15 protein-coding genes are annotated in these 18,179 nt (G+C 37.6%); 3 read left to right on the top strand and 12 right to left on the bottom strand.

Annotated elements, in window-relative coordinates; genetic code table 11:
- Positions 1 to 146: 146 nt before the first annotated feature.
- Positions 147 to 3,635, top strand: a complete 3,489-nt coding sequence (locus IGJ49_RS13925; RefSeq protein WP_438723871.1) for a glucosaminidase domain-containing protein — start codon at positions 147 to 149, stop codon at positions 3,633 to 3,635.
- A gap of 67 nt (positions 3,636 to 3,702) precedes the next feature.
- Here IGJ49_RS13925 and IGJ49_RS13930 read toward each other — a convergent pair whose 3' ends face one another.
- Both IGJ49_RS13930 and IGJ49_RS13935 read right to left on the bottom strand, forming a co-directional pair.
- Positions 3,703 to 4,863 (bottom strand): glycoside hydrolase family 73 protein, encoded by a 1,161-nt coding sequence (locus IGJ49_RS13930; RefSeq protein ID WP_438723873.1) that lies wholly within the window; start codon positions 4,861 to 4,863, stop codon positions 3,703 to 3,705.
- A 330-nt stretch (positions 4,864 to 5,193) separates the two neighbouring features.
- Complete coding sequence (locus IGJ49_RS13935; RefSeq protein ID WP_023520531.1) at positions 5,194 to 6,039, bottom strand: SDR family oxidoreductase; 846 nt, start codon at positions 6,037 to 6,039, stop codon at positions 5,194 to 5,196.
- Between the two features lie 121 nt (positions 6,040 to 6,160).
- Here IGJ49_RS13935 and IGJ49_RS13940 point away from each other — a divergent pair, with 121 nt between their 5' ends.
- Positions 6,161 to 6,628, top strand: coding sequence for an Rrf2 family transcriptional regulator (locus tag IGJ49_RS13940; protein WP_019723027.1), 468 nt, complete (start codon positions 6,161 to 6,163; stop codon positions 6,626 to 6,628).
- A 171-nt stretch (positions 6,629 to 6,799) separates the two neighbouring features.
- Positions 6,800 to 8,407: an SWIM zinc finger family protein gene (locus IGJ49_RS13945; RefSeq protein ID WP_023520532.1), complete on the top strand. Its 1,608-nt coding sequence runs from the start codon at positions 6,800 to 6,802 to the stop codon at positions 8,405 to 8,407.
- Positions 8,408 to 8,578: 171 nt separating this feature from the next.
- On the opposite strand, the gene IGJ49_RS13950 is transcribed toward IGJ49_RS13945, so the two are convergent.
- The 10 genes from IGJ49_RS13950 to IGJ49_RS13995 all read right to left on the bottom strand — a co-directional run bounded on the left by IGJ49_RS13950 (position 8,579) and on the right by IGJ49_RS13995 (position 18,177).
- On the bottom strand, positions 8,579 to 8,911 hold the full coding sequence (locus IGJ49_RS13950) for a DUF4176 domain-containing protein (protein ID WP_010734048.1): 333 nt from the start codon (positions 8,909 to 8,911) through the stop codon (positions 8,579 to 8,581).
- Positions 8,904 to 9,248, bottom strand: a complete 345-nt coding sequence (locus tag IGJ49_RS13955; protein WP_438723877.1) for a hypothetical protein — start codon at positions 9,246 to 9,248, stop codon at positions 8,904 to 8,906. Before IGJ49_RS13955 ends, IGJ49_RS13950 begins: the two co-directional genes overlap by 8 nt.
- 200 nt (positions 9,249 to 9,448) lie before the next feature.
- A complete protein-coding gene (locus tag IGJ49_RS13960) occupies positions 9,449 to 9,793 on the bottom strand; it encodes a hypothetical protein (protein ID WP_438723879.1) in 345 nt (114 codons plus the stop codon).
- Positions 9,794 to 9,798: 5 nt separating this feature from the next.
- Positions 9,799 to 11,319 carry a hypothetical protein gene (locus IGJ49_RS13965; RefSeq protein ID WP_438723881.1) on the bottom strand — a complete coding sequence of 507 codons (1,521 nt, stop codon included), beginning with the start codon at positions 11,317 to 11,319 and terminating at the stop codon, positions 9,799 to 9,801.
- Positions 11,310 to 11,660, bottom strand: a complete 351-nt coding sequence (locus IGJ49_RS13970; protein ID WP_010734045.1) for a hypothetical protein — start codon at positions 11,658 to 11,660, stop codon at positions 11,310 to 11,312. Before IGJ49_RS13970 ends, IGJ49_RS13965 begins: the two co-directional genes overlap by 10 nt.
- A gap of 9 nt (positions 11,661 to 11,669) precedes the next feature.
- Positions 11,670 to 11,924 (bottom strand): hypothetical protein, encoded by a 255-nt coding sequence (locus tag IGJ49_RS13975; RefSeq protein WP_438723883.1) that lies wholly within the window; start codon positions 11,922 to 11,924, stop codon positions 11,670 to 11,672.
- A gap of 11 nt (positions 11,925 to 11,935) precedes the next feature.
- Complete coding sequence (locus IGJ49_RS13980; RefSeq protein WP_010734043.1) at positions 11,936 to 12,337, bottom strand: DUF4176 domain-containing protein; 402 nt, start codon at positions 12,335 to 12,337, stop codon at positions 11,936 to 11,938.
- Positions 12,334 to 16,746 carry a type VII secretion protein EssC gene (gene essC / locus IGJ49_RS13985; RefSeq protein ID WP_438723885.1) on the bottom strand — a complete coding sequence of 1,471 codons (4,413 nt, stop codon included), beginning with the start codon at positions 16,744 to 16,746 and terminating at the stop codon, positions 12,334 to 12,336. Before essC ends, IGJ49_RS13980 begins: the two co-directional genes overlap by 4 nt.
- Positions 16,733 to 17,905, bottom strand: coding sequence for a type VII secretion protein EssB (gene essB, locus IGJ49_RS13990; RefSeq protein WP_438723887.1), 1,173 nt, complete (start codon positions 17,903 to 17,905; stop codon positions 16,733 to 16,735). The genes essC and essB overlap by 14 nt, the downstream gene beginning before the upstream one ends.
- On the bottom strand, positions 17,902 to 18,177 hold the full coding sequence (locus tag IGJ49_RS13995; RefSeq protein ID WP_010734040.1) for a hypothetical protein: 276 nt from the start codon (positions 18,175 to 18,177) through the stop codon (positions 17,902 to 17,904). Before IGJ49_RS13995 ends, essB begins: the two co-directional genes overlap by 4 nt.
- Positions 18,178 to 18,179 lie beyond the last annotated feature (2 nt).

Genomic DNA, 18,179 nt, shown 5'->3' on the forward strand with positions numbered 1-18,179 from the left:
CATTGAGCTATATTTCTTGACTTAATTTAGAAAATATATTGGAAAATAATTAAATTTACGATAGAATAATATTAGTAACACCGAAATAAAAATAACATTTTCTTATCAATCAAATAAAGAAAAGATTATAACCAGGAGGATATTTGATGAAAGTAAGGATTTTGCTTGCATCGATAATGTTATTAAACGCATCATTGTCGCCATGTATTGCTTTAGCAGAAACAGTAACAAACAATAATCAGCAAACCGAAAGCACCTCAAGTTCAATCACCGAAGAAAAAACAACGAATGTAATATCTCCAACTACCATTTCAACCACAAATGAAGAGATACCCCCACCCAGCACTGACACACCAACTATAATAGGAACTCCCCAATTAATAGGAGAAAGCTATAAGGATGGTGTCAGTAAACCGAAACGAATCAACGTATCAGCGACTGAAACTATGCAACAAACATTTATTGAAGATGAGGAAAACAAAAAAACAACACACAGCTACATTGGTGGAAACACAATCTATGAAATCAATTCCACAGATGTGCAAGTCCCTAACCCCCGAACTACTGATTCATCCACGATCCAGTTAGCTGTCTACACTGGAGATGTCTCACAAACCAAACAAACTTTAGCTTATTATCTTGCACAACAGTTTAAAACTTATCAACTCTCACTCGAAAATCTCACAGATATTCTTTCAATTGATCCAACTTTAGCGATCAATGAAGATAGTTTGTTTGCTTTGATCCAAGAGTATTATCCGCAGGTCACAGAAAAAACCACCATTCGAGAAATAGAAGATTTAACTGATCAATATGGGAGTGTGCAACAACAATCACTAACTGATACATTTAATCAACAATCTAATGAAAAAGTATTCTCTGGAAACATTCTTTTGAGTCGAAAAATCGCATTATCCAATCAGGAAACATTCTTTTTTGTCGAAAGCGCTACGCAGTCCGGTTGGATTTTTGCAGAAAATTTAACTTATCATGCTTCTAAAATAATAAACCTTTCTGAAAAAGGAAAATTAACAGAAAATCATGCAAAAATTTATTCCACTTTAGATGATGCATGGCTTGAAAAATCTGCAATGCAAGCTGATCTTGAAACACTTTATGAAATAAATCAACAAATACAAATCAATAACCGTTCATTTTATAAAATATCCCATGACAATGTTGTGGTGGGGTATGTTGATCAGAACGACTTCAACAAATTGGGACAAGGTGATCCAGACACAACTGAAACAGAAAATATTATACCTACTATACCTTCGAATAGTAGTGTCAATGATACAAATCATTCACCTAGCGAAAGAAGAACAGAAACTTCAATTAGTTACTCAACACATGTGCGTGGACATGGGTGGATGCCCACCTCAAAAAATGGTGAGTTGTCTGGCACAGAAGGACAAGGACTACGCATTGAAGCAATACGTGCCAATCTTACTTCTTCCCTTTCTGGTTCGATTGAGTATAGTTCCTATGTTGAAGGAACTGGCTGGCAAGACTGGGTATCAAATGGAGCAATATCAGGAACGGAGGGGCAAGGTCTTCAAATAGAAGGAATTAATATGCGACTCACAGGAGAATTGGCTGAAAATTATAACCTTTATTACCGAGTTCATGTTCAAAAACTTGGTTGGCTACCTTGGGCAAAAAATGGAAATCCTTCTGGAACATCCAGTTTTGGTTTCCGAATCGAAGCCATCGAAATTCAATTAATTAGCCGCTCCCAACAAGGTCCTGAACTTGGAGATTCTTACGTCCAAAGAGCATCTATAAATTATTCCACGCATGTACGCGGGCAAGGTTGGCTTCCTGAATCTTCGAATGGGGAAATTTCTGGAACAGAAGGACAAGGGTTACGTATTGAAGCGTTACGTGTCAATCTCTCTTCTGCCTTTTCTGGATCAATCGAATATACTTCCTATATTGAAAATCATGGTTGGCAAAATTGGGTATCAAATGGAGGGATATCGGGAACAGAAGGACAAGGTCGTCAGATTGAAGGAATCAGGATACGACTGACAGACGAACTTGCAACACATTACAATATTTATTACCGAATCCATGCTCAAAATCTAGGCTGGTTACCTTGGGCAGAAAATGGAAATAGTGCTGGTACATTGGGGTACGGTTATCGTATTGAAGCAATTGAAATACGTCTGCTACCAAAAGAGCAAATTGGGCCACCAACGGGTGAATCTTATGTTGAAAAAACCCCTTCTGTCTTAGCGAACGCTCACGTAGCTTCTAGAGGATGGCTACCAGAACAAACAGCCGAGACACAAGTTGGAACGGTCGGACAAGGACTTAGCTTACAGGCACTTCAATTAAAATTAACGGAAAACAGTTATGAGGGTGGTATCGTTTACCAATCCCACCTGGCACATCGTGGTTGGGAAACTTCATGGATTCAGGAAGGACAAACTTCAGGGACCGTTGGACAAAGCTTAGCATTACAAGCTGTCCGAATTAATTTGACCGGTGATATCAGTCACCACTATGATATTTATTACCGTGTCCACTCCCAACACTTCGGCTGGTTAGACTGGGCAAAAAATGGAGAATCAGCTGGCACGCAAGGTTACTCGTATCGTGCAGAGGGCTTACAAATAAAACTAGTCGAAAAAGGGCAAGCTCCCCCAGGTCAAACTGCTCGTGCCTTTCGAATTGCACCACCTAAGGTTTTCTTTGATGGTCATGTGTCTGGTATTGGTTGGGTCAATCGCAATGGTCTAAGTAATTCAATCAATCATGCGAATCAAGGGCGGCAATTTGAAGCAATTCGTGCACAATTAGAACAAAGTGATTACTCTGGTGGAATTAGATATGATTCACATATTTCATCAAGTGGATGGACAAATCCTGTTGAGAATGGAGCAATATCAGGTTCGGTCGGACATAGTCGTGCACTCCAGGCCTTCTCTTTTCAACTAACAGGTGAATTATCTGAAAAATACGATATTTACTATCGTTCATTCGTCCGTTCACGCGGTTGGTTAGGTTGGGCTTCAAATGGTCAAAAAGCAGGCTCAGTTGGAATGAGTCTACCTGTCGAAGCAATTGAAGTCACGATTGTAGAAAATGATCGAAAACCAGCGGGTTACCAAGCAAATCAACTGACCATATTAGGTCAAATTGACACTTCAACACCAGAAGGAAGATTTGTCAATTCTATTACACAAAGTGCAAATCGAGTTGCTCCAGCATACGGATTGTACACTTCTGTCATGCTTGCTCAAGCAATTCTAGAGACCGGCTATGGCACTAGCTTCTTGGCACGCAATGCGAACAATTTCTTTGGAATGAAGTTCAAAGATGGGGAAGATGAAGGGAAATATGATTACGTTTGGCATGTATCCAATGAAGTTGTCAACGGGATCACGATACCTGTCAATTCTAAATTCCGTGTCTATCAAAGTACCGATGAATCTTTCATCGACAATGCTGTGAAACTGAAATATGGCGTACCTTGGGACCCTGTTCGCTATCGTGGAACTTGGAAAGTTAATACACGTTCTTATCGAGATGCGACCCAAGCCTTAACTGGAACATATGCAACTGATCCAAATTATGGAACAAAATTAAACAACATCATTGAACGTTGGCGTTTGGATCAGTTTGATTGATCTGATCTTTTATAAAAAATATCTACTTGACATTATTTAAAAATGCCAAGTAGATATTTTTTATTTATTAATTCGCGTAAAAACCGATTCCCTCATATCTCCAACCTAATGGTGTCAAAGAATCTCTTTCTACTGAACTTAATGTGTAATGATGTGTTCCGATAGTTTCATTTGGGTTAAATAGTCGATAAATTGGTTTAGAACCTCCAGAATAAAAACTTAGCCCTTCATATCTCCAGCCTAGTGGTGTAAGGAAGTTGATTTCTGACTGAGCCATTGTATAATGATGATCCCCATTATTTGGATTATACAGACGATACACCGGTTGACCACTATTTGGTGCTTGCCATGCAATTCCTTCGTATTTCCAACCAACTGTTGATAAATAGTTTTTCTCTCCCGCATTTAATGTGTACAAATGTTGCCCTGTACTTTTATTATATAAGCGATACATCGGTGAAGAACTAGAGTTTGGCGTATCATATTGTGTCAAATTATAGGTTTCAATAATACTATTCAATGTTGAACCATAGTTTGGTGCTGTCGCGTAACGACCTGTTAACCATGCTGTGGCATCTTTATACGAAGAGGTATTACTTTTCCAAGCACCTGAGTAATAATACACACCCGATTGGAACGAAGTTGTTTTAAGAACAGTTACATTATCCTGTAAAGATTCTGCGTACGAAGGATATTTACGAAAAGCGGCATTTACAGTGATCCATTGCCCATTTACAAACTCAGAAGTTGGCATTGTCACGGATTGCCCATTATAACTTCCCTTTATTCCAAATAAATTGTAGTTAGGTGCCGAAGCTAGCGTACTTTTCCCCCAGCCACTTTCAACAATCGCTTGAGCGATCATAACTGAAGCATATAAGTCATTCGCGCTTGCTAAGGTCTGTGCACTTGCAGCAATGCTATCAATGAACGCTTGTTGCGCATTTGAAGAAGCACGTGCTGAAAATGCTGCTATGCCAGGATTTTCAAATTGTGATAAATCCGCTTGATGTGTGTGTGTTAGTTCTTCCCCATTTGTCAGAGGATTCGTAATAGATTCAATTTGTTCCACATTTTCCGTAGGCTGTTCTGTCACATCGTCTGCTTGTGTCGAAACGGTGGTTTCAACAGAATTATTTGTCCCTACTTCTTCTGCAAGTACAGTAAGGTTGGTAGTCACAAGACTACTCAGAACAATTGCACTAAATAATAAATTTTTTGCTTTCATTACTTCTCCTTTATTCTTAAAAATAAAATAATTTAATGTGTTGCATATGATAACAGAAATATACACTCTCTTTAAACATCATACACTTTTTAATTATACATAGATTTCAACATTTTTCAGTATATAAATTCTTAAGATTTAGAGGAGTCTTTATGCCATTTTGTAACTTTCTATTTTTGAAGTCGATGATTATTGGCTCAAATCAAAAAATAAAAAACTCTTAGAGGCTTGCCGGCATAGTTTAGAAATACATCTGCTATTTCCAAACCCATACGCGTGCTCTAAGAGTAACATTCCTATTAAATTTGGTAGAAAAAACTAGTCCTTAATTTAGATACCTAACTCCCTTAACCCATCTTCTATCGAAGTCAATTCGCGTCCTAATACTTTTGCAAAATCATCAGAAGTTACATCTAACTGATTATTGCGAATATCATTTTGGATTGCAGTCGTCATTTCTGCACCACCTTGAGAAAATCCCGAGGCTGTTAGTTTGTCTGTAAATTCATCTGGAGCCAACGAAAGGATGTCTAAAGGTTTCCCACTTACTTTAGCAACTTGTTCTGCCAAGGTTTGATAGGTGATTGGTTTTCCAGATAATTCTAAGAACTCAGGATAATCCATTCCTGCTAACACTTTTGCAGCTACTTCTGCATACTCTCTCTTTAACGCCCAACCGGTTTTCCCTTCGCCAGCTGCATAAACAAACTGACCAGTTTTCAATGCTACTCCAATCAATGGCATCTCATTTTCTAAGTACCAGTTATTTCGTAAAAAGGTATGTTTAATACCCGATTCTTTGATGATTTTTTCTGTAAATTGATGGTCTGGAGCCAGGATACTAGTCGAATGATCTGCATCCGCAAAACTAGTATAGGCAATAAAAGAAACCCCCGTTTCTTTTGCTGCTTCTACAACATGTTGATGTTCAGCTTGTCGGTTTCCCGGTACACCTGATACAAATAATAGACGATCGATGCCTTGTAGCGCCTGTACCATCGTCTCGCGATCAGCATAATCGCCGATGCGAACTTGAAGTCCTGCTTCAATTAATTTCTGTGCCTTTTCTTCATTACGAGCAAGGACATAGATCTCCTCCAATGGAACCAGCTTCTTTAATTCTTCTAAAGCGTAGTGTCCAAATCCTCCAGTTGCTCCTGTTACTAAATAAGTCATATTCCCACTCCCTATTGATTAATTATTTTTGTTCATATAGCTGTACATTTTTAAAATACACCATTATCATAAAGAGTATGCTAAGATAAGTCAAGAAATCAAGTTGAAAGGATGGATTTTAATGAAATATTCTCTACAATTAAGCGATGCGATCCACATCTTAGCTTATATCCACATATTTCAAGGAACTGATTTACTTTCAAGCGACATGATTGCAAGTAGCATTGAAACGAATCCAACAAATGTTCGAAAAATCATGAGTCAATTAAAAAAAGCAGATCTTATCCATACAACAAGTGGGAAACCAACACCCGTACTTGCGAAAGCTCCCGAAAATATCAATTTATTGGAAATTTATCGAAGTATTGAAGGCAACACAAATTTGATCCAAGTAGATCCAAAAACAAATCCGAATTGCGTGGTAGGCGCTAATATCCAAGAAGTCTTGGCTGCAACTTATTCTCGATTACAAAAAAAAGTGGAAGAAGAAATGGCAGTAATCACTTTAGATGGACTCATTAAACAGATTGCATTATCAGAAAAAGAGAAACGTCCAGAAAACCAGCCGCTCGTGGAAAAATTTCTTTAGTTTGATGTAAATCAGAGTCACTTTTAGTTATCTAAAAATTAAAATAACAGTTTTATATTATTATTAATTTTATAATAGATTAAATAATCTTCGTACTGGAAAAAAATTGCTGTTTTCTTTTTATTTATTCGGTAAAATTAAACTATGAAGATAACTAAAGGAGGAAATTTTATGAAAGATTGGAAAAACGATTTTTGGGAATCTGATTTAGATCATGGCTATGAAATGTTTATTGAAAAACGCGTTCATGGATGTTTGTTTACACAAGAAAAAATCATCGCAAAAGTCACAGAAGAAAACAAGAAGGAGTATGACATACTTATCCAATTAACAGATGACAACCAATTCTATGGTTTGTCTTGCAGTTGCTCCCACGAAGACACAGGTCATTGTCCTCATGTCGTGGCTACCTTATTCAAATATGAACAAGAAAAAGAGCAGAGAAAAGCAAATGAACTGGTCAAGTTGATTTCTTATGCAAATGAACAAGATATTCAAGACTTTCTATTAATTATTTTAAAAGAGAACCAAGAACTAGCTCAACGATTCCAAGAACATACTGCAATCAAAAATATGGACGATTACGATAAAATGATTGTTATTTTAGAAAAACATACCCATTATTCTGGAAGCAATATTCATGATCGTACACTTCAAAACATCAATAAAGAACTGTCTGAATTTTTAAACAGTCTTATTGATACATCCATCGCAAAAAAACAGATCCTTCATGCATTCGAATTAATGAACAGAATAGTTGAACACTTTGACTTAGCAAAGGTACATAATGTAGAAAATGATATCAGCCTTATCATGCATCAATGGTACTCTCTATGGAAAAAATTACTTAGACATGCGTCTGAGCAAGAAAAACAACGAATATATTCTAAACTTTCGGCTAAAATAAATAACGCAAGCCAATCTCGTTTTTATATCCAACAAATTTTACATGAAGAATTCCCTGAACAGTTCTCTGATCAGGATCAGCAAAAACTTGATCAAACATCTGAAAATAACGGACACTTAAACTATAAAAACAAACGACTGCTATCCATTCGCCAAATGGAAAATTTGAATTATACAGACAATCAAATTCATCAACGTGCACGCGAAAGCTGGCAATCTCCAACTATACGTTCACAATATATTGACTATCTGATGCAAAAGAAAGCATATGAAGAAGCAATCACTGTTTTGAATGAAAGTATTGTATTAGATCAACACTCTTCTGATATGGTCACCTTGCATCGCTATGCATTAAAAAATCTTTATCATAAACTAGGGGAAAAAGAGCTGTATGCGGAACAAGTCTTGCATCTTCTATTAGAGGGAGAGACCGTCGATATGAATTTGATCCATCAATTGAAAAAAACATATTCGATTGATCAGTGGGAAGAAGTACGTGAAAACTTATTTGAAAAATTAAAATATCGTACAGACGTTGGATTGTTTTATTCAAAAGAAAGACGTTATGATTTATTGTTGGATTATGTCCTCAAGTCACCTGGACTGGAAGAAGCAAGTCGCTATTTTTCTTTCTTGAGAAAGCAATTTCCAGAAGCGCTTCTTCAAAAATATGAATACGAATTACGGCGGATGGCTGCTGAGACAACTACACGTTTACGGTATCATAAAATGGCTTTGTTGATCGCCGAAATGGCCACCCTTCCAAGTAGCACCATCTCTGTTCAATTACTGATCAAAGAACTAAAAGAAAAATACCCACGCAGAAAAGCGATGCTAGAAGAATTGAGAAAATTAGAAAAAACGTATAAATAATGTAGCAATAGCGACCCTATTCACAGTCCGTACTTCAAAAAGCCGAATCAACAAGCAACGCCGTTGATTCGGCTTTTTTGAATAGACAATTACAAATTTGTCTATTTCCTATATTTTCCTAAAAAAGAAAAAGCATTTTAAAAACTTTTAAATAACATGATATCTCATCTGTCAATCAAATCCAATCGGAATTGATTGGGCTGATTTACTGGTTGCTTGCTTCACGTCAGTCTCCCACTTGCTATAGATCTCTAAAAATCTCACTTCTTCTTCATCACTATATCCTTCAAAAACAACTTTATCGATATTTTTATGATCAAAAAAAATAGTGGTCTCAGGATTTAATCCTGAGGGATAAAGTACTGCCATATAGTCTGCAAACGTATCTTTTTTCGACTGTTGATCTGTATATACAGCACCTCTTCCAACGATGACTAATTTTTGTAACCCTTCCTCAAGCAACACGACACTTCCTAATGGTAATAACTTTTTCCCCTCATTCATTATATATTTCCTCCTTATCAGTTCCTTTGATATGTTTGTTAAAATATTTCTCTCCATACCATTCTAATTGTGTTTTCCCTTCAAAATTACGGTATTCTTCTGAGTATTTGTGTTTATAATAACCGTGTAATAGATACGGGAAGAATAGATAGGCTTCGGCGAGAATCACTGCAATATTAAACGCTATCCACATAGCAAAAATATTAATAAAACCGATCATATCTGTTCGAGATGTATTCCCACTAGGGAAAATGAATTTCCAAATCATGACTATTATGACCACTATCCAGCCATAGCTCATTACCATCTGAATGATTTTTTTTATAAAACCACCCACCTTATGTTTCTCTTTATCTTTTATATTAAGCATTTTTATATTTAAGGAATTACATTTACTTCTAATAACGATATAACCTACTATCGTTAATAAAATAAAAACGATTATCATCCCAATAGAAGTTAATAGTTTCAGAAACATAGTAATAAAAAATAAATTTACTGTCAGTATTAACCAAATAAGGTAATTGTTACAGGTGTTCATTGTAATAAAAATTCTTGTACTACTATTATTCCTATTTTTATATCTTGTATATAACCAGATAAATAAATAAAAAGAAATATCCAAAAAAAACTTTCTGGCAAAAAATTTATATCTGGTTCAGGAACAAGGCTATTTCTATCAGGATCTTTCATCCCTAATTCAGTAAATTTAACAAAACCATATTGTCCCATTATTAAAATTATTGATATAGATATTAATAAAAAACGCTTTTTCCCATTATATAATCCTCTTTTTTCAGTATCTTTTATCATATAATCGACTAAACGATCATCCAACAAGTTTAAGCTTTGTTCAAACGTCGCATTGATTAATTTTTTCATATTCTTCACCAATTAAAGCTAATTTTTGGTATTTTTACCGAAAATAGCATCTTTCCTGTTGATTTACCTACTTGTTGAATATTTTTATACACATGTTTTACTGTATCAATACTTTGTTCAATCACCTTACCCACTTTCTCAACACTCTTATCGTATGCTTCATAAGCAACTTTTTTTCCATAATCGTACTTATTTGGAAAAGCAAACTGCAATATTTTATTTGAAAGTCCAAAAGCAACACCAAGTAAAGCACCCGGCGGCCCAGCGACTGCCGCACCTAATGTCATTCCCTCTAACGGTCCAATGCTCTTCACCATCTCTATTCCACCGCCTATTATTCCTTTGCCAACACTTCCTGTTTTTCCATATTCATTCACCGCATTGGCGGCGAAAGTGACGCCTAATTGCGCGTAAGTAGCTACTTGGCCTGCCGTTCCTAATCCTTTGGCAACACCCCAATTTTTAGCTCCTTGCACAAATTGAGATTTCTTCAAGGCTTCGCTGACATAGGTTTTTACAGGGGACGTAAATTTAGTGAAATTTTGATAGGCTTTGCCTAGCGTATCGATTTTAGGAATCCATTTCCCTTGGGCAACGGCTTTACCGAACATTTCGTATTTTGCAAGACCGCTAAATAATTTATTTTTCATACCTGATGGTAGATGATTAGCAAGCATCCAAAATTCATCGTTGGATGCCAATTTGTTGACTAATGCATCCGGATAATTTTTGATCAACATTTCGAACCGCTTGACTGCATCGGTTTTCCCATCTTTCAAGGGTTGGACCAATTTTTCGATCTCCGCATACATTTCTAAGTAGGCATTATTTGAAGATTCTTCCAACAAAGCTTGTCCGTTTGGTTTGTACTTCTCAAACCAACTACCATCCACTCCTTTCGGCAATACATAACTACCGTCTGCCTTGATGGTTGTTTGGTTCAAGACTAATACGCTTTGCATGGCGAGTTTCAATTCCAGTAGACTGTTATTGAACAGTCCACTGGTTTGGGAGTTAAAGGCATGCAGTTTCTGTTGTTTGCGTTGCAGCTTGTAGATATCTTCTTGCAGGCTGTCCGCCATTCGCATCAAGTTTCGATGAAAATCACTGAGCATTTCTGTGATACCTGGTAATATGCTTGTATTGGCGATCTGTCTAATCGTCTGCGCGTGGTTATCGATTGATTGTTTAGCGAATGCTTTGACACGAATCTGTCCGCTTAAATTCTCTTCGTCCAAGTATCCTTCACTGGCAATCATTTGATGCGTGGAAGAGTAAAGATTCAAGTCTGACTGAATCCCTTGTACCGCAGTGTTTACCCGATTGATCGTAGGAATGATCAACTCAGAAAACAGCCCTTTCCCAGCTTGATAAGCAGCTCCTGAGAGTTTTTTGTCATCAACCGCTTGAACAACTTGTTGACTACCTGTTCGTAGTTGGGTGATCGTTGTACGAGCAAGCGATAAATTAGTGGTCAGATTGCTCATTAAATTAGAAGACTCTGTGGCTGAATAAATTAGTCCCATCGTTTATTCCTTTCTTTCTGAAGTTCCGTACGTTCTTCTTCAAGTTTGATTACACCTTTTAAGTATTCTTGATCTAGTTGGTGCTGTTGGTTTTCTACTAACTGCGTGAAGTAAGTTGATTTCCCTTCATTCTCATTTTGCTCCCAACGAGCAACTTGGCTTCCTTGGGATACTAATTCTTCTGTGAATTGTTGGATTTCTCGAAAGCTTTTTCGCATGTCCATCTCTAAATAATACATACATTGTTTTAACTGCTGTTTTTCTTTACTCAGACGCTCCAATCGTTGTTCATTGTTGCTGATTTTACGCTCATATTCAGCGAGCAACTCTTCCTTTTCCATACTGACTCCTTACTTGAATCTTGTTTGACTGTCTCTGACTGCGATTGCTTGAGCAAGCTGAGGGAATTTGTTTGCCTGTTCATTGACACAAGTAACTAGATTTGAAATATCGGTGAGTAGGTTGTTACTGACCTCTACTCCTGTTTTCATACTGCTGATCGTGCTCTTGCTTAAAGAACTTGTTTTACTACTACTAACAGATACATTTTTTATTCCTGATACGGCTGCTGTTGCAGTGGATTCCTGAGAAGCGATTTTCGACATCTTTTTTCTCCTTATCTGAATTGATAGAATGGGTCTTCTTTTAATCTCTCTTCTTCATTGATTTTTATAGTTTCTACAATCTGTACAGGTTTCTCCTCTTGCACGAGTGGTGGTCTAGTTGGCGCATCCCTAAGTTGCTTCAGCAAATCGTCTAAAAATTCTTCATCGTCTTGGTTTTGGAAGCCTTCGAACAACACTTCTGTGATTTGATCGGCATGGATAGAAAAGACTTCTTGGCTCGGTACATCTCCAAACGGATGGGGGGCTACTCGATATCTCGCTATCACTTTTTCTTCTTCATTTTTAGCGATGGCACGAGCAACGACAAAATAGAGCAGTTGGTCATCCTCTGTCCCAACTAGTCTTAAGATACTACCTAGTGGCAAAAACGGTGTGATCATTTCTTCTCTCATGCTTCTTCCTCCGTAGGAAACACCAAAGCTTCCAAGTGTTCATCCTTCAAACTGTGTAGGACGTTTTTAGCAACTATTGCGTTTTTTTCTTGATAAGAAAGATTTTCAATAAATAATTGATTTTGTAAGCTTCCACCAAATAAAATATGATCGATATTTTCTTTTACGAACATAGTGATTCCGCCAAAGGTATTACCCACTTTCGTCATATGATCGAGAAAAACAAACTGTAAATGCTCGTTTCCTCCACTTAGCAGAGCGGTAACTTCCTCAGGGTTCAATGTTAATTTATCGACCAAGTCTGCGATACCATTGATAATGATGATTCTCTTGCCAGTTTCATTTGTTAAGAGAGCTTCTAAAGCCCCTTTTAGGGCTGTTACTTTTTCACTAAGACATGAACGGTCCAAATATAGTGAAACTTTCGGCTTTGCTGGTTCGAGTGTTCCATTTGCATCGATCAACACCACTTCTTCTTGTCTTTCTTGACAAATTTGTTGAAGCAGCCAAGGCATCATCGCACGAAGTTGCTTATTGGATTTGAAAAAGATCCCTAATCTCATGCGCTGGAACAAGTCGAACGATTCTACTGAAGAAGTGGCTTTGTTTAATCCCAAATACAGTGTGTGGCTGTCGTCTTGTTCAAGGTAAGAAGCAAAACTTTTTTGCGTTAGGTTTTCTGGTACCATTGGAATTTTATCTGGGCGTTCGCCTGTCCAAGCTTGATTGATTTCTATAATTTCTTCTTCCAGATTTTGGAGTAGTTCCGCATCATTTTTCCCGTTAATCGGCAGATAAAACTGAATGGTAGTTGGCGTAGAGAGTAAGACTTGTCCGCGCCCATTGATTGCTTCAGGTGACAAAGCATTTCTGCCCATGACCATATTTATTTCATTTTCATCGTTTAAATATAGCGTTATCTTAGTGGCAATATTGCTCATCATGTTAGTCCGAATACTTCCTACACGATTCGCGGTCATCACAAGAAAGATACCCAAACTGGCACCATCTCTTAGTAGTTGAAGAAGCACTTCGTCGATTCTATCTTTGCGCTTATCTTCCAAGCTCAGGCCATCATAACTATCAAGAATGATTCCTAAGATCGGTAATTTTTCTCTTGTTCTTGTTTCGTATTGCGTTAGATTCGCGACACCAGCTTGCTTGAACAAATTTTTGCGTGCTGCCAATAATTTTTCGATGCGATCAAGCATTTTTTGCAGTTTTTCATCTTCTTCCAAAGTCGCTATATCCGCAATATGGGGTAATTCCTTGAGTACTAATAAACCATTATTCCCAAAATCAATTAAATGAAACTGAATCGTTGCAGGGGTGTTTTGACGGGCAAGGTTCATTACAAGAGTTTGCAACACTGTCGACTTCCCATAGCCTGGACTAGCTACGATCAATGTGTGACTCGCTTCTTCGAGATTGAAGGTATAATTCATTTGTTTTTGTTCAGAAGGAATATCTAAACAACCAAATGGGATAGCTAGATTACGAACTTCTGACTGTTTTATTTTTGGCGCCATAATCTGCTTATTTAAGTTCGGTAGCCATGGCTTATCCGGCAATTTGTAGGTAGAATCGGCAAAGATTGTCTTGATCTTATCAATCACTGCTTCTAATTGTGTCGGCAAATCTCGTGTATCTTTTCCTTGAATGATTTCGATATCTGGATCATAGAGTAATTCTAACTGGCCCAATTCGTTGATTTTGAATACCCGTTCATCAATCACTTCTTCGATCAATTGTTCTGGATCATATGGAACCCCCGCATAGCCACTTTGAAATAATTCATATACCTCATTTTCGCCAACTTTCAAATAGCCTCGTCCAGGATTCGTGATTTGTGCGGCATCTGGCGTTTTGAGTAACTCATTCGAGTCTTGGACACTCGCCATTTTCAAGGCAATTTTACTCGTACTATTGGCTTCGATCTGATCATTGACTACCCCAGAAGGTTTTTGGGTGGCTAAAATCAAATGAACACCTAATGAACGTCCGATTCGGGCAACAGAAGTGAGCTCATCTAAGAATTCTGGAACATTGGCTTTAAGCTCCGCAAATTCATCCGAAACTAAAATCAAATGGGGCAAAGGTTTTTGTGGATGAACAACGTCTGGTTTTGGGGCCTTTCTTTGTTTATACAAGGTCATGTAGCCGTTGATATTATTTACACCATATTTGGCAAACTCTCTTTGACGTTTCGCTAGCTCTGCTTTGATGCTTGCTAAGGCTCGCGCAGTTCCAGCACCATCCAAATTAGTGATTGCGCCCATAAAATGGGGCAAATGATCTAAGGTATTGGCTATTCCGCCACCTTTCCAGTCAATAATCAACATGCCGATATCTTCTGGCGAAAAATTGATTGCTAAGCCGATCAAATAAGTCGTTAAAAATTCAGATTTCCCGGAACCAGTCGTACCGCCGACTAAGGCGTGTGGTCCATGGACTCGTTCATGTAGATCCCAGTAAACTAAATCTTTTTTTCCACGCCAACCAATTAATGAACGAATCGATTTATTAGGTTCCGCAGTAGCCCAGCGATTTGAAATCGCTAGTTCTTCAACTGTCTTGACCTCATATTGATCCAATAGACTCAAGCTGTCAGGTACGGCATTTTTCTCTACTTCCACATGATGAAGATTCGCCAAACGCCGAATGGCTTTTTCGATTGGATAGGTTGTCGGCAAATGATTGGGAATAAAACGCTGGTTCACATATTCATTGTCCTGATTGATCAACGTTGCTGCTTCATTGCTTTGATATTCAATTAAAGTAGTCGTTGTTTCTGGCAACATATTCAACGTTTCTTTTCCCCAAATGACCGTGATTCCATAGTCTCCTAAGTTTTCGGCTAAAAACTCGTTCAATCCATGACCTGCCAACCAACTTTCATCCAAAATCGAAAAAACATACTGTGGCTGAAAGTGTACCTTTTCATTTCCCGCTTCACGGACTTGTTGTTTTCTTTTTGCCACTATTTGATAAAAAGAATTCAAAATCATGTCTCGACTTTGGGGGGTATGCACCATTCCTCTTAGATTTAAAGAACGGATTTTGTTATGAGGTAACCAACGCCATTCTCGCCAATGTTGTTCGTACTCTTCCGACGGGATCAGTGTAATGAATTCGACGTCTCGATAAGAATGCAACACACATAACTGAAATAATAGGAGTTGTAATGCTGTTCGTAAAACACTAGGTGTTCCTGCTAAGCCAACCGTCTGTTCCAAAAGTGAAACGATGATCGGGGCATCTCCAAGTTGTTTATAGGGACTATTAAGATGCTCAAACGCTTCATTACTCAGTTCATCCTCTTCTACCGGCTGAAAGTTTGTTTGAAAACTAGCATTGATTTCGCCGATTCCTAGGCGGACAGTCAAAAAATCTTCGTTCACTGTCATGCGTTCATAAATCCTCGCATGATAATCCTTAGCCATCAATGCTAATTCATCCAGTGAAGGATTCATATATTCTAATGCTGTTTTTTGTGTTTGCTGTAAGACATTAAGCTCTGACTTTTTTTTGATCATATACTGACGGAAATGCTCTTCTCTCATATGATTTTTTCTGTTGATTTCTTTTTTGTTTGTAAAATAACTCGACACAGAAAAACCTGTTGTAAGTAAACTAGCACCTCCCATACTGATCAACATAACTGGATTGCCCCCGCTCAAAAAACTTGTCGCACCGCTCAAAACAACCATACCTAACGGTGGAACGATAGTTTTCAACCACTCATTCTTTCCTTCATTAGATTTCTGCTTAGGCGCTTGGATCTCTATTTTTTCTTTTGGCTCTTTTAAATGGATTCTTGGACTACGCCTAAATGCTGGAAAATTTTCTGGATACTCGGGAATGTAGGGTTCTTCGAGCAACTGCCAGGGGTCCAACTGTAGCTGATTTTTTAAATCTGAGATCTTTAATTGTTTCTCACGCATCTCAATCATGAGATAATCAATGATCAATTGATCGCCTACAGAAAATGGAAAGACACCTTTTTCTACACGTTGGTGATTGTAATAAATCTTGGCCTTACTAGGATAGATTTTTATTTGATAGTCATCAGTACTATTACGATGAATAAAAATCAACGCATCCGAATCAATACGGATCGCCGAGTCTTGTGTATTTGATAGATAGACGCTTTCCCTTGGCTTATTGACGATTACCGTTTTCAAATTTTCATGATGAACGAGGAGAAACTTTTCATCCTTGACTAATTCTCCTCCACAAAAAAGCTGTCCGTCTTCACAGGAAAGTGTTCGATCGTCCAGTATTACTTGATTGTTTTTTTCTGTTATTTGTTTATGAATAAACGTCGAACCAAAGTAAAAAAGATCATAAAGAACTGAAACGGAATGTTGGATTTGATCAGTTATTGAATTTGGCTTAGTTTGCTTCATTACTATCCGTCTCGCTTTCTAAGATTTCTAAGTACTTATTGATTTCTTCCTCATAACTTGTTAATAACTCTTGCTTCTTCTGTCCACTCATCTTGTTGTTTGCTCGCGTCGCGTCGTATAGTTTGGTGTAGGCATGTAAAATGTATTGATGATCGCCGAGGTTTTGTGCGATATCTAATGATCGTTCAAAATTCCCCCTTCCAATATAGATCCAGTAAAGCAAAGTATTCTCATTTGATTTTTGAGAAATGTTATTTAAGATTGCTGTCTTTTGCTCATTCGACAAATTATCCAGCTGTACCGCGCTGACTGCAGCGACATATTGGGCACCAGAAGGGAGATCTTCGGGTTTATCATCTTTTAATGTGGTCAAAACACCAGCATAATTATTAGCAATATATTGCGTTTCAGCAGAACTGATCCGTTCTTGTGCGGGAAGTTTATCAAACGCATAGATACCTGTTGTAAGCGTTAAACCTATTGTTGAAATACTTAATAAAAGCGTGCCCCACTTAAACATAAAATAGCTTCTTTTGTTCACCATTTGAATTTCTGATGCACGTTTCGTTTTCTGCTGTACGACTTGTTCGCCAATCATGCGGTCGATTTCTGCGACACTGTTTGCTCTTTGGATTCGTTTAGAAAACTCGTCCTTCAATGTGCCATTTCCTTCAATCAGTTGCTCATAATCGAACTTAGGATGTAAAATTGTCAGGATCAAGGCACGATATTGCTTCAAAAATTCTTCTTCGGTTATTTCATAAGGAATAATTGAATGCGCAAAACCTCTATGTGCTACGATGATTTCTTCTCCAAATAGAAATAGATTGGCTGGATGGATGAACGGCTGGATCGGGCTACTCAAAAACTCGGATAAGAAATTGATTTTTTGTGCAAGTAATAATCGTTGAAAAAGTTCTGTTCGTTTAAGGTACTCTTGCAAAGAATAGATTTGTTTACTTTTCTGGTATTGAATGACGAGTTTTTCCTCTGAAGATTCTACGATCTGTCCAGAGAGCAAGTGTTTTTTCTGTGTTAAGAATATTTGATACTGTTCTAAACGATCGAGTTGGTATTGCTTAGCATTCAGTGTCACTTTGACAGCATCAGTTGTTGTCTCAATCATGATCGTTTCAGAAATATCTTTTATGTGGGTCACGTTCGTTCCTCCGATTTTTGTTGAGATTCATGGATCAGTAAATGATCGCCTTCACTTAATGGATAGTCTGCCACATATGCCTCTTCCTTTAAGCGGATCGGTTTATTCAATACCACTAAGTCGAACACCTCTGGCAAGGACGAACCATTTTGTATGAAAGATTCCTTTAGTAATTCTTTTAATCGTGTAATCGTTACTTGGGTCGGGATCTGTAAGTCAATGATTTCTTCTTTGACTTGTAAACTTATCCCAATTGCTTGATTTCTATCCAACT

Origin of the sequence: Enterococcus sp. AZ171 (genome assembly GCF_051714005.1) — a bacterium.
Taxonomy (GTDB): domain Bacteria; phylum Bacillota; class Bacilli; order Lactobacillales; family Enterococcaceae; genus Enterococcus_B; species Enterococcus_B pernyi.